The following is a 13,045-nucleotide window of genomic DNA, read 5'->3' as shown; positions in this document are numbered from 1 at the left end:
ATTGTTATTTTCAAAAAATACCGCCCAAATTTTAGGCGGCATTCTCTTTTTTTAGTCGAAAGGTTATTTCAACAGCTGTTTTGTTATTGTCATGGCTTGCTCAAGACCTTCTTGGTTCTGAGTGAGCTTACTCATTAAGCTTGCACCAAGCCATTGATGATAAAGAGTTTGAGCCATCGAATGGCTATCTATTCCATTAACACTAGTATCAATTGAACCATCTTCGATACCACTTTGTATGCATTGACCCAAAGCAGCGATCACTTGAGTCGCCCCTTGTAATAAAGCTTCTCGCATTGAAGGGGATAAATCCGAGACTTCAGCACTGAGTTTTACCACCAAGCATTTATACGCGTTACAGCGACCATCTTCCACATTGAGCCACAAATCAAAGTAGCTCAGTAGCCTTTGTCGCCCACTGCCTTCACTGTGCGTTAATAGGTGATTTATCCGTTCAATATACTGGCTAAAATAGTCTTCGATTAACGCCTCACCAAACTGTTCTTTCGACTTAAAGTAGTGATAAAAAGAACCTTTCGGCACATCGGCTGTTTTTAACAATGTCGACAAACCAACACTGGTGAAGCCTTTCGCGACGAGTAACTGGTAACCGACATCCAAAATATGCTGTCGTGTATCGTTTGTTTTTGTATTCATACCGCAACTGTAAATCAAATTAGACCAGTCGTCTAGATCTAATTTCGAGCCATCGATACCCATTAGGGAAATGGGGCTTTGAAAAAATTGTGATACACTCATGCGATAAGATTTCGGTCAAAATACGAAGCTACATAATAAAGCAATATAAAAAAGTAATATAAAACAAGATAGGATGGGACATGTCATCAGATTACACTGGCTCTAGCGCCGCATATGCACGTAAAGAAAGTGGCTACCGCGATAAAGCATTGAAACTTTACCCATGGGTGTGTGGTAACTGCGCACGGGAATTTGTATATTCCAATCTTCGCGAGCTGACCGTTCACCATAAAGATCATGATCACACAAACAATCCAGAAGACGGAAGTAACTGGGAGTTATTATGCCTTTACTGTCATGATCATGAGCACTCCAAATACACCGATCATGACCGTTACGGCGTGGAATCGGAAGCGAGACTCGACGATCATGAGACTGCGACGCACAACCCATTTGCTGATCTTGCAAAAATGATGAAGAAATAACACTTCCGTACTCATACAGTCATTCATACAAAAAGCTCGCGATTCGTTACGAGCTTTTTAGTTCATATATGTCTTAACAAGCAACACGCTTAAAGCGAGCCATTAATCAATAGTGTGTTCCATCACAAAGTTCTTTAACTTTTGTCCCCTCATTTCCACGTACTGCTCTTGTATAACCGTGAAGCCAAAGCGTTCATAAAACGGACGTGCCGTAATGCTAACGTTTGAATAAAAACGTCTAACGCCACGTTGATTACCCGAAGCGAGGACATGAGTCATTAACGCTTTACCGACGCCTTGCCCTTGATATCCATGATGACAAAAGAAATGATCAATGAGCCCACAAGGTTGTAAATCCGCATAACCGACAATCACATCATCCATCACGGCCACAAAGGGGGTCAAACTTTTCATTCTCTGTTTCCAGTTCGCTGGCTCCTGCGAATCAGGTGCCCATGCCTCGACTTGAGCTTGAGAATAATCACGACGATTGATAACGCGGACCGTATTAAAAACGATCTCGAATAATGCGCTCGCATCAGAATCTTTATACTCTCTAATTACAATCAATCTACCTATCCCTTCGCCAAACCTCTCACTGTAAGCATCTTGTCTAAGTAACAATGTGATTTCCACCTGTTTCGATCGATTCTGAGCCTTTCAGTAAACAGACTTTGGGGAATGTCGACACCCTACACGCGTCCTACATGCTTCTTACTCGCATAAGGCGGCATGACTCTTTTGTTCATGACACTACTTAACAAGGCATAAATACGCTAAAATACTCGGCTACTATTTTTAGCCTGAGCCTCTTAACTTAATGACCACAGCCACAACGCCAGCCAACTTTAACCAACTTGGCCTTATTCAACCCTTGCTTGCTCGACTCACTGAGATGGAATATCAATCTCCTACGCCTATTCAAGCGCAAGCTATCCCAAGCGTGTTAGCAGGACGCGATTTAATCGCGGGGGCAAATACCGGCTCTGGTAAAACAGCAAGCTTTGCGCTGCCAATATTGCAAGATGTCTTCACTCAAAAGCAGGCTGGAAAGCCCTCTGGCAGCAATAAAGGCCATACTGGTGGGAATTATGTTACAGCCCTAGTGTTGGTTCCAACGCGAGAACTCGCGAAACAGGTGGCTGATAGTATTAAATCTTATGCCGTCCACTTTAACGGCGCGGTGAAAACCGTGGCTGTTTTTGGTGGTGTTTCCGCGAATACCCAAATGCTGGCATTGCGTGGCGGTAGCGATATTTTGGTCGCGACACCAGGCCGATTACTTGATTTAATTTCTAGTAACGCAGTCAAGCTCGACAGAGTAAAAACATTAGTATTAGATGAAGCAGACCGAATGTTGAGCCTTGGTTTTACTGACGAACTCTCATCATTACTCGACCTGCTACCTAAGAAAAAACAAACGCTCCTTTTTTCAGCAACGTTTCCAGAACAAGTACAAACGCTCACTCAAGAACTTCTTAACGACCCTGTAGAAATACAATTACAAAGCAGCGATGCAAGTACCCTAGTACAGCGCGTGTTTACCGTTAACAAAGGTGAAAAGACCGCCTTATTAGCGCATTTAATAAAGCAGCACCAATGGCGACAAGCACTGGTTTTTGTCAACGCGAAGAACAGCTGTGAACATTTAGCAGACAAGCTTTACAAGCGCGGTATAGAAGTCGACGTATTTCACGGAGACAAAGGGCAAGGTTCACGAACTCGCATACTTGAAGCATTTAAATCGGGTGAGATTGAAGTCTTAATCGCAACCGATATTGCCGCTCGCGGTCTTGATATTGAAAAACTGCCTGTAGTCATCAACTTTGATTTGCCAAGAAGCCCATCAGACTACATGCACCGTATAGGTCGAAGTGGCCGTGCTGGAGAAGTCGGTTTGGCGTTATCGTTGATTGATTATGAAGATTACCACCATTTCAAAATCATAGAAAAGAAGAACAAAATACGTCTTGAACGTGAACAGGTTGCCGGATTTGAAGTCGACGAAAGTATCGGCGAAGCTTGGTTAGCGGCCAATAAACCGATGGCCAAACCCGAAGGCTCCGGTAAGAAAAAACGCAAAAAGAAAGCCCAAGGCAATCAGGATGTGTGGCTGAAGAATTCGTAGCCCTGAAAATAGGATAAAGCATGTATCTCGTATTGTATTGCCATAATATTGGAATGACGGATTTCTCATTTTTTGAAACCGGAGACTTTGATAAAGAAGACGGCTACATCGTCCGCGGAAAATGGCCGAACGAACAGGCTTTCAGGCGTTACCTAACCACGGAACTTGGCGACCTGGCCAACTTTCATGTGATCGATTTAATTGCCGAAGGGCCACGAGCCGACTCCTATTCACAAGCCGATTTAACCGCTTTGGCCGCCACGTCAGCCTAATCTTATTTGGGTAAAAGCACGATACGTTAAATGCAAAAAGGCGAGCATCAACGCTCGCCTTTTAATACATAAAAATAGCCCAATAAAAATAAACCCCAGTAATTACTGAGCCTTCTATTCATATTCACGGCGTTTACTAAAGTTAACAGGGTCGATTCCTGCTCTCGGTGTTCTAACCACCACGGTTTTGGCGATCAAATCATGCCAACCTTGTTTTTTGCTGCTAAATGCAACCCATATGAAGCCAAGACAAAGAGGTATAATACTGACGTAGTAAGCTACGTATCGTAACGCTGATTTACCTGGCGTTAATGGCAATCCAGTGTCGGCATTCACAACTTGCAGTTTGAACGCAATTTTCCCTGGTGTTGCCGAACGATACACCCAAAACAGCACAGTGGCTATAAATGGCAAAACCCAACTGATCAAAAAATCCCAACCTCCAACGATGAAATCATCTGAGGTGAAAATATACTCTCCATATATCCAATACAACAACGGCATTGTAATGAGTAACAGCAATAACGTATCAATTAACGCTGCCCCAACTCTGACCCAAAAGCCAGCGTATTCCAACTGTTCATTTTCCATGGTTTATCAATACCCCGTTGATGTGATTGTTAAGATGGTCGCCTAACGACTGGTGTGTTCTCGATTTCGGCTTAGCTCTACAAAATCAAAATGGTGACGATACATCGACTAAACAACCGCTTTTTTATAAATTCGGATCAACATCAGACATAACAAAAGTCACTCACAGTCCAGCGGGCCGTTGTTGGTAATTCTTAGCAACCGGTTCATGACCACTTTGTATAATGCCATACTCAATGTCTTGGTCTTCTAATCTAGCTTTATTTGACCACTCTTTATATAAAGAAATGTATTTTAAACATTCTGATTCATGATGTTCAAACGTTATGCATCCAACCTCATTTCGAGTCGATTGTAGAATGCCCAATGATAAAACCCAACAAGAATCCAGTAAGTATGTTACGGTGATCATTCTCCCTACCGCTTAGTAGGGACTTCTTTTCCTTTCCGAACTCGCATCTCGGCACTCCTTAGTCGCCCTCCTAAGCCTTAAAGACAAGGCTGTAACCATGTCAACCACAACACAGAAATTAAGAAAAATCTTCCAACTGACTCGAACAGAAGAAACAGACATAGACAACCATTTATTATGCTCCAAGCCTTGGACGCCAATTCGTCATCAAGTCAATTCCATCCTGCCTACTGCGATTGTTTATTGCGAAGGTAACTTCGGGAAAATTGACGGAAAAACGGCAAATGGATTAGTCAGGCACTCACACAATTATCGAATCTTATCGATAATTGACAGTAGCTGCGCAGGTTTGGATTCCGGTGAAGTCCTTGATGATGCGAAAAACGGCATTCCCATTGTTGCAAATGTGGACGAAGCTCTACTTCAAGTCAGTACCCCGCCTGATTACTTCATTTTTGGAATAGCGCCATCAAGCGGGCTTTTATCTGATCGAGAAAAGTACATCATTTTAAACGCAATGTCGCTGAAGATGAGTATCGTCAACGGACTGCATGAGTTTCTAACAGACGACCCCATTTTTTTAGCAGCAAGCATAAAGAACAATGTCGAGATACTCGATATTCGCAAACCTAAAAATAAAGAAGAACTGCAAACCTTCAGTGGAAAAATACACCAAGTAAAGTGCCCAAGAATCGCTGTGCTGGGTACCGACTGCGCACTAGGCAAGCGCACGACCGCAACAATATTGGCTAATGAATTAAGACAAACTGGGCTGAATGTCGTCATGATTGCCACTGGGCAAACAGGCATCATGCAAGGCGCGCCCTATTGCGTGGCACTCGATGCCGTCCCTTCTCAATTCTGCGCGGGTGAATTAGAGTCAGTGATTGTCAAAGCGTACGAAACGGAGCACCCAGACATCATCATCATTGAAGGACAAGGAGCCCTAAGCCACCCTGCGTTTTCAACAAGTGCATTTATATTACGTGGCAGTTGCCCAACGGGCGTTATTTTGCAACATGCACCAAAACGCTCGCATCGTAGCGATTTCCCTAGCATGCCAATGCCTACATTAGCGTCAGAAATAAACCTTATCGAAACCTTTTCAGACACATCCGTTATTGGCATCACGCTTAACCACGAAGGGATGTCTTCTGATGAAATACTTACTGCAATCAGTGGCATTTCGAACAAGCTAGGGATACCTGTGACGGATGCGTTATCCCAGCCCACTGAACAACTTCTAGATATCATACTGTCAGCCTACCCTTTGTTGAACTGTCAGAAAATGTTAGTCCGTCAGCATGTTTCGAGCAAACCGGCAGCAAAAGGGTGAAGTACCCCAAATTAAACATCGACTGTTACAAAATCCATCACAATGCACTGCGCCTTATTTCTCAACTTGCTTTAAAGGGCATATCCGTGACGCCGGTTACGAAAGTCTTCCTAGGGCATCCTATTATCGCTAGAACGCTTGTAGATGCTGGGGCGACAATGTTTGCTGATTCTAGAATCGAAAACATCCAAAGAATGACGCAATCGGGTATTTCTGTACCGACAATGTTAATCCGCACGCCTATGCTAAGCCAAGTAGACAGTATTGTAAGAGGCTGTGATGTCAGCTTTAACACGGAAGTCATTGTCATTCAGAGGCTTGCCAAAGCCGCAAAGAAAGCCAACATTCATCATGGCATTGCTATCATGGTCGAACTGGGCGATCTGAGAGAAGGCATCATGCCAAATCGCGTTATGGGTTTTGTCCGTAAGATCATTTCCCTACCCAATATTATCATAAGAGGAGTTGGGGCGAATCTGGCCTGTCGTTATGGTATTGCTCCTGACGATCAAAAAATGGCGCTTCTGTCCAGCCTTGCCGATGAGATCGAAGCGACCTTTGGGATCACGCTCGATATTGTATCAGGTGGAAATTCGGCATCTATCAATTGGGCTCTTAATCATACCGGCAATACTCGAATCAATAACCTTCGTATAGGAGAAGCCATTTTCCTTGGTTGTGTTCCGTTAGATCAAAACCAAATTGAAGGGCTGCATACCGATGCAATCACATTAACCGCCGAAGTGATCGAATCTAAAACGAAACCTTCGTTACCCTGGGGCACCAGAAGCACGAACGCGTTTGGAGAGAAAGACTCGATTCCTAACAAAGGAATGGTTTCACAGGCCATTCTTGCTTTGGGTCGTCAAGATGTATGCGTGACAGGTCTTGGTGCACCACTAGGTATAACAATAACTTCATCTACCAGTGATCACTTGCTCGTTGAAACGTCAGACGTTCCATTATATGTCGGACAAAAGGTCACGTTCACTCTCGATTACAGTGCGCTTTTATCTTCTCTTTCCTCTCGGCATATCCTAAAAGTATTTAATAACCGCTTTGATTGTCGTCAACGTGCCATTTTTCATTAGCCCATTCCAATGGAATCTAAGCCTCCTTAAGCGTTGATTCAGACACTTGAGAGCGCACCCACTGAGTAAAGTACTGCGCTGCTGCCGATTGAGTATGAGCAATAAGAAAATACCCAGCTTCTGCATTAATCGTAGGAAACGGCGCAACCAGTCGGCCGCTAGATAACTCATCTTGGATCAAGGCCTCTCTTGCCATTGCAATGCCAACCCCAGCTTCCGCGGCTGACATCGCCATATCGGTTCGATTGAAGAAATGGCCTTTATCGACGGGTGTCGTTAGGCCATTTTTTTCCGCCCAATACTTCCATTCATGCTGTCTGATCGCTTCCGGCCAGGGCAGCGCATCATGCAACAAGGTAACGCTAGACCAGCTTGTTGATTCCATCGGCTGCCCTTTAGATAAATTGTGTTTATCCAAATAATGTCGGCTCATGACGGGAATCAGCTTTTCTTCTAACAACAGTTCAGCACGAGAGTCACGATAAGGTATCGGGCCATAATCGATCACAACATCGAAATCTTGCGAAGTATGGTCTACTAGGGCACCTTCCGCATAGATTTGTACCTGAATGTCTGGGTATAAACGATGAAACCCTTCTAGTCTCGGGACTAGCCATTTAAAAGCAAATGACGGTGTGAGTTTTAATCTTACTTCTGAAGAGCCCACGGAATGGGCTTGTAAACTCGCCAGCGCGGTATCAATATCTTGAAAGCTTGAGGACGCGACTCGGTGCAACAATTGCCCAGCTTCCGTCAAGGTGACGCCACGGGAATGTCGGTCAACTAATCGCACGCCTAGGTTATTTTCAAGTTGAAGAAGTTGTTGGCTAATTGCTCCTGTCGTTAAACACTTTGCTTTCGCTGCGCCGGTTAAACTGCCCCGTCTACCGACTTCAACAAACGTCATCAATGCGGAAGCCATATTGCTTTTCAGGTACTTCATTATCAGCCTTTAGAATTTCTATACACTGTTGTTAATTCTTATCGATTGTTAGCGATTTGTAAAACACACAAACTAGCGCCAACTGACAAGAAGGAAATGTAATGAAAGTAATTGTATTAGGTGGCGGTGTAATAGGGCTGACAAGTGCATGGTACCTCTCCCTTCAAGGACACTCGGTAACCGTTGTCGACAGACAATCAGAATGTGGGAAAGAAACCAGCTTTGCCAATGCCGGTCAGATATCTTACGGCTATTCATCACCGTGGGCAGCACCCGGAATCCCTATTAAAGCGATTCAATGGCTAATGCAAGAACATGCCCCACTCAAAATAAAACCAAGCCTTTCACCCGCGATGCTCTCTTGGGCAAGCAAAATGCTCAAGAATTGCAGCGCTTCACATTACAACACCAACAAATCAAGAATGCTGCGCTTGGCGAATTATAGCCGAACCTGCCTAGGTGAGCTAAGAACTCATACCGACATCCAGTATCAGGGCCGTCAACTCGGAACACTGCAAGTCTTTAGAAACTCTAAACAGCTTATCGCTATCGAGAAAGACATGGCTTTGCTTAAGAAGAGTCATACTCAATTTTCTTTGCTTGATACCCAAGGTTGCATCGAAAAAGAGCCCGCGCTCAAGCGAGTGAAAGATAAAATCGTGGGGGGATTACATTTACCTGATGACGAAACCGGAGACTGCTTTCTTTTCTGCCAACAGCTGGCTGAACTGGCTAAGCAAGCTGGCGTTCACTTCCATTTTGATACTGACATTCATTCCTTAACCCCAAAAAACGGGGCCATTGAATCGGTTGAAACCAGTATTGGCTCGTTACAAGCCGATCATTATGTTGTCGCTTGCGGGAGTTACTCAGCCAAATTGCTCGCCCCACTTGGCATTCAATTACCGACTTACCCCGTGAAAGGTTACTCGCTAACATTACCCATTGATCACGTTGAACATGCTCCACAGTCAACCGTTATGGACGAAACTTATAAAGTCGCCATTACTCGATTTGAGGATCGTTTAAGAATTGCGGGGACAGCCGAATTGACCGACTTCGACCTGTCAATTCCCGAAAAGAGAAAAGCCACCATTAATCGCGTAGTGAATGATCTGTTCCCTGATGTGAGTGATTTTGAGCAGGCTCAATACTGGACAGGCTTAAGGCCAATGACCCCAGACGGTACCCCTGTGATTGGAAAAACACCCATTAAAAACCTGTTCACTAATACCGGTCACGGTACGTTAGGCTGGACAATGGCGTGTGGTTCTGGGCAGTTAATCGCTGATATTATCAGCAGTAAAACACCTCAAATTGAGCACCATGATCTGAGTATGCAGCGCTACCTCTAAGCAAAAAACGTAATAAAAGTAATAAAAACTCAATAAACTGAGGGCTAGCTCGATAGTTTTATGCGGCCTAATACTTGTGCCTGCCCCGTACGCAGTATCTGTTAGTCAGCCCTCAATATTGAAATCCCAAACAATGTTGAAATCCAAAATATGGCTCATGGCTTAGATTTATGCCCTGATTTTTACAAGTATTTCTCAATCGGTAACAGCTGTAAAAAACGAGACTTCACTCGCTCCCATCGGCCCGTTTCTGGTTCGCTATCCCAACTTTCTGAACCAGAGTGCCAGCGTACTTCGCCACTCTCAAGATTTACGCGCCAACTGTGGTCTTCGTTCATCGTCTGATCCATCGCTTCTGCTAAGCGTTTAGCGAGATCTTTATTGTCGATCACGAGCAGAGACTCAGTATTAAGATACGTTGAGCGTAAATTAAAGTTAAATGAGCCGATAGTGGCTATTTTTCTGTCAAATACTGCTGATTTGGTGTGAAGCCCATAAGGCGCTGATGGCGCGCATTTAGACGAATCCCTGGTAGACATCTCACACAATGTGCTATCGGGCTTCAACTCATACAACTGGACACCACTTTCTAGTATATCTAACCGTCGACCCGCGTAGCCGGAATGGTTGGTGAGCAGATCATTTGATGCCATGGAATTGGTTAACGCTTTGATTACGACACCTTGACTCGTCAACATTTGTGACGTTTTTAGCTGCGACTCATCGAAGATCAAATAGGCAGACTCCAATAATATTTCGTGCTCTGATTGCTCAGCCAATTGGGCCATGAATCGCGCCGTCGCCTTTGGTTGGTTGGTGTTGGTTTCGTCAACAGGAACCGGGCGGTCCGACACATACTGAGCCTTAACCCAGCTCATTTGCTCCATTGTCTCGTTCAGCAACGTTTTCGCCGCCTTGTTTCCCTCTGGATTGTCGTCAGGTTTAGAATTGCCTTCAGGTAAGGCTGGATAGTCTGAATAGAGCGGCACTTCTATCTCACCAAAACCCGTAAGCTCAGCTAAATCTTTAGAATCATTCAGTTCAGCAAAATCAACGGTGGCTTCCCCCCCTAGCAAATTAACTGGGTACGACCAGTCGCTGTTCCAGTATTGGGCAAAACTATCCTCTATATCCGCGACCACAGCGCCCATGACCAGAGCGTCTCGGTCACGAAAGTTAATGTCATCAGAAAGGTCAAAATACTCATCGCCAATATTTCGTCCCCCCACAATTGACAGAGCCCCATCAACCGTGAATGATTTATTGTGCATACGGCGATTTAAGCGAGAGAAATCCCCCAATACACTCACCATCTTTGTTACGCCGCCACGACTTGGCGCTGGATTATAAATGCGGATCTCTATATCTGGGTGAGAATCGAGTGTGGTCAACAAGTCTTCTCGTTCATTCAGGTTGATATCATCCAACATCAAGCGAACTTTTACCCCACGTTCTGCCGCTGCCACCAAGCGGCTTGCCAAGTAACGGCCAGAAACATCGGAGTTCCATATGTAATATTGAATATCGATACTGTGCTCTGCAGTTTCAATGAGTGCTAACCTATGGGCCAATGCGTCCCATCCCGTATCAAGAACCGACACTGCACTCATTCCAATGTTGGGTTGCGCTAACTGGTAGACATCACTCATCTGAGACAATGTGCTGCTTTGCGGGCTAACCACCTGCACTGTTGAGTGAGACACTTTTTCAGGAAGTGATGCGCATCCGGTAAGGGTAGCGACGAAAAACAAAGTGACACGAATGTGTTGAAGCACAGCCATTGATAACATTTCCTTTCTAACTTGGAATGACCATTTCAAGAGGGTTCTTGTCATGATTTGAAGAGAGTATAACAAATAAGGTGGCTTCCTCTCTCTTCAGGTTCATTTATTCATTGGGAAACAAAAAGCGAGCCACATAGGCTCGCTGATCGATTAACAACTCACGTCTAAACAATAGTCTAAACAATAAAGTGTTTAAGCTGTTTACCAAGCGCCGTCGCTGTTTCATTTAGAGCATAGCTCTCAGAAGTTAAATGCTGAGCGCCCTGGCTGATTTCATCTGCTGCGTTGTGAATATTGGTCACCGTTGTATTTATCTCCCCCGTCACGGCCCCTTGTTGCTCTGTCGCAGTAGCGACTTGCATGATCATATCGTTAGCGTGGGAAACGAGCGTTGAGATTTGCTCTAATGCCACTTGAATTTGCTCTGTATTTTCTACACACACCTGGGTCTGCGTAGTACATTCTGACATCGATTGAACCGATCTCATGCTGCTCTCATCAAGCTTGTTAATGGTTTCTTGAATTTCGATCGTTGACTGCTGCGTTCGGCTGGCTAAGCTTCGCACTTCGTCAGCCACAACGGCAAAACCTCGGCCTTGTTCTCCAGCACGTGCCGCCTCAATAGCGGCATTGAGCGCCAACAGATTCGTTTGCTCTGATACACCTTGAATAACCTGCGTAACATTACCAATTTCATCGACACCCACTTTTAGCTCACCCACTCGAGCATCAGAGATTTGAATACCTTTTGATACATTATGAATTGATTCAAGTGCTTTATTCATTAACTGATGGCTAGATACCACCTGACCGTTAATTTCAGATGTGGACGTTGAAGCAGTTTCTGCATTATGGGCCACTTCATTGATGGTTGAATTCATTTCTTCCATCGCCTCAGATAACTGCGCTAACTGTTGGTGTTGATCGGTAATGGAGTGCGACCATTGCTCTGTGGCAGCCGCGATCGTGCCACTCATGGCAATGGACTGCTCTGTGCTTTCACTCGCCGTTTTTAGCGTTGATCTAATGGCTTGAGAAGCCGAGTGCAGTGCGGCTGATATTTCACCAATTTCATCTTTTCGAGTTATGGTGAAATCTTGAGTAAGATCCCCTTCTTCGAGCTTTTTCACTCTAGCGATCAAAGTACTTAACGGTTGGCAGATATCGTTGGCAATCATAATACCGAAAACAATAAGGAGCACCAAAACAACCGCAATTTTTCCTACCTGCCCGATAGTGTTCTCCATAAAACGTGACTCAATATCGAGAAGGTGAACCCCTGTCCCTATCACCCAGTTCCATTGAGTAAAGTTTTCTACGTAAGAGACTTTTTCCGAAGTTTCACCACTAGGGGCTACCCAAGCGTAAGTCAAGAAACCTTCCCCAACCCCACGACCAATCGTAGTCATTTCTAACCAATGCTGTTTTCCCGAAGCATCAGTGACCGATTGCATCGATTGACCCTCTTGAGTCTTACGCAGGGGGTGCATTATCAAGGTGTTATCAGTATCAACGATCCAAAAATAATTATTTCCCTCAAAGCGCATCGATTCCAATGCAAGCTTAGCTTCTGTTTGTGCTCGCTCTTGGTCATTGGGGTACTTGTTGGAATAGTACTGAACCAAACTCACCGCCGCCTTGACTTGCTCTTTCATCGCGGATTTCCGATCGGAAATATCCGTTTGATAGGTTTGATGCAAATGAAAAACCGTCGTCAATAACATCAGCGTAGCGGCAATAGCAACCAAGCCCATCAGCTTGGTTTTTACCTTGTATTTTTGTAATACGCTCATCATTTAAATTTCCTTAGCAATAGTATCTTTCGGCAGTGCAACGGGTAGTATAGTAGCTAAAACCATGACATATAGATATTTTGAATCTCATGGTTGAGACCTCATCCAATATGTTGATATCTAACCGTCAAAAAAAGAAAAATATCCCTCCTTTCT

13 protein-coding genes are annotated in these 13,045 nt (G+C 44.5%); 6 read left to right on the top strand and 7 right to left on the bottom strand.

The genetic code is table 11. The features are described from left to right. Positions 1-63 precede the first annotated feature (63 nt). On the bottom strand, positions 64-657 hold the full coding sequence (locus A1QO_RS03040) for a TetR/AcrR family transcriptional regulator (protein ID WP_026027066.1): 594 nt from the start codon (positions 655-657) through the stop codon (positions 64-66). Between the two features lie 182 nt (positions 658-839). Here A1QO_RS03040 and A1QO_RS03035 point away from each other — a divergent pair, with 182 nt between their 5' ends. Continuing rightward, the gene (locus A1QO_RS03035; RefSeq protein ID WP_017033530.1) at positions 840-1,184 is read left to right on the top strand and encodes a YajD family HNH nuclease; all 345 of its coding nucleotides are present in this window, start codon (positions 840-842) and stop codon (positions 1,182-1,184) included. Positions 1,185-1,286: 102 nt separating this feature from the next. Here the strand turns inward: A1QO_RS03035 and A1QO_RS03030 are convergent, their stop codons facing one another. After that, positions 1,287-1,754, bottom strand: a complete 468-nt coding sequence (locus A1QO_RS03030; protein WP_026026489.1) for a GNAT family N-acetyltransferase — start codon at positions 1,752-1,754, stop codon at positions 1,287-1,289. 250 nt (positions 1,755-2,004) lie between these two features. Here A1QO_RS03030 and A1QO_RS03025 point away from each other — a divergent pair, with 250 nt between their 5' ends. Then, a complete protein-coding gene (locus A1QO_RS03025) occupies positions 2,005-3,312 on the top strand; it encodes a DEAD/DEAH box helicase (RefSeq protein WP_017041354.1) in 1,308 nt (435 codons plus the stop codon). Positions 3,313-3,332: 20 nt separating this feature from the next. Then, positions 3,333-3,584, top strand: a complete 252-nt coding sequence (locus A1QO_RS03020; protein ID WP_017033527.1) for a hypothetical protein — start codon at positions 3,333-3,335, stop codon at positions 3,582-3,584. Positions 3,585-3,698: 114 nt separating this feature from the next. Here A1QO_RS03020 and A1QO_RS03015 read toward each other — a convergent pair whose 3' ends face one another. Both A1QO_RS03015 and A1QO_RS03010 read right to left on the bottom strand, forming a co-directional pair. Then, positions 3,699-4,175: an RDD family protein gene (locus tag A1QO_RS03015; RefSeq protein WP_017041353.1), complete on the bottom strand. Its 477-nt coding sequence runs from the start codon at positions 4,173-4,175 to the stop codon at positions 3,699-3,701. Between the two features lie 163 nt (positions 4,176-4,338). Continuing rightward, complete coding sequence (locus tag A1QO_RS03010; protein ID WP_017041352.1) at positions 4,339-4,587, bottom strand: hypothetical protein; 249 nt, start codon at positions 4,585-4,587, stop codon at positions 4,339-4,341. 97 nt (positions 4,588-4,684) lie between these two features. Here A1QO_RS03010 and A1QO_RS03005 point away from each other — a divergent pair, with 97 nt between their 5' ends. Further along, entirely contained in the window at positions 4,685-5,923 is a 1,239-nt protein-coding gene (locus A1QO_RS03005) for a DUF1611 domain-containing protein (RefSeq protein ID WP_017041351.1), read from the top strand. Beyond that, a complete protein-coding gene (locus tag A1QO_RS03000) occupies positions 5,920-7,014 on the top strand; it encodes an alanine/ornithine racemase family PLP-dependent enzyme (protein WP_026027065.1) in 1,095 nt (364 codons plus the stop codon). Before A1QO_RS03005 ends, A1QO_RS03000 begins: the two co-directional genes overlap by 4 nt. A gap of 16 nt (positions 7,015-7,030) precedes the next feature. Here A1QO_RS03000 and A1QO_RS02995 read toward each other — a convergent pair whose 3' ends face one another. Beyond that, positions 7,031-7,957 (bottom strand): LysR substrate-binding domain-containing protein, encoded by a 927-nt coding sequence (locus tag A1QO_RS02995; RefSeq protein WP_017037074.1) that lies wholly within the window; start codon positions 7,955-7,957, stop codon positions 7,031-7,033. A 101-nt stretch (positions 7,958-8,058) separates the two neighbouring features. Here A1QO_RS02995 and A1QO_RS02990 point away from each other — a divergent pair, with 101 nt between their 5' ends. Then, complete coding sequence (locus tag A1QO_RS02990; protein WP_017041349.1) at positions 8,059-9,312, top strand: D-amino acid dehydrogenase; 1,254 nt, start codon at positions 8,059-8,061, stop codon at positions 9,310-9,312. A 182-nt stretch (positions 9,313-9,494) separates the two neighbouring features. Here the strand turns inward: A1QO_RS02990 and A1QO_RS02985 are convergent, their stop codons facing one another. Both A1QO_RS02985 and A1QO_RS02980 read right to left on the bottom strand, forming a co-directional pair. Further along, entirely contained in the window at positions 9,495-11,093 is a 1,599-nt protein-coding gene (locus A1QO_RS02985; RefSeq protein WP_017041348.1) for a phospholipase D family protein, read from the bottom strand. Positions 11,094-11,272: 179 nt separating this feature from the next. Further along, a complete protein-coding gene (locus A1QO_RS02980) occupies positions 11,273-12,892 on the bottom strand; it encodes a methyl-accepting chemotaxis protein (protein WP_017039804.1) in 1,620 nt (539 codons plus the stop codon). Positions 12,893-13,045: the final 153 nt, after the last annotated feature.

Source organism: Vibrio genomosp. F10 str. ZF-129 (assembly GCF_000287055.2).
GTDB lineage: Bacteria > Pseudomonadota > Gammaproteobacteria > Enterobacterales > Vibrionaceae > Vibrio.
This window is presented reverse-complemented; position numbering and strand designations above follow the sequence as displayed.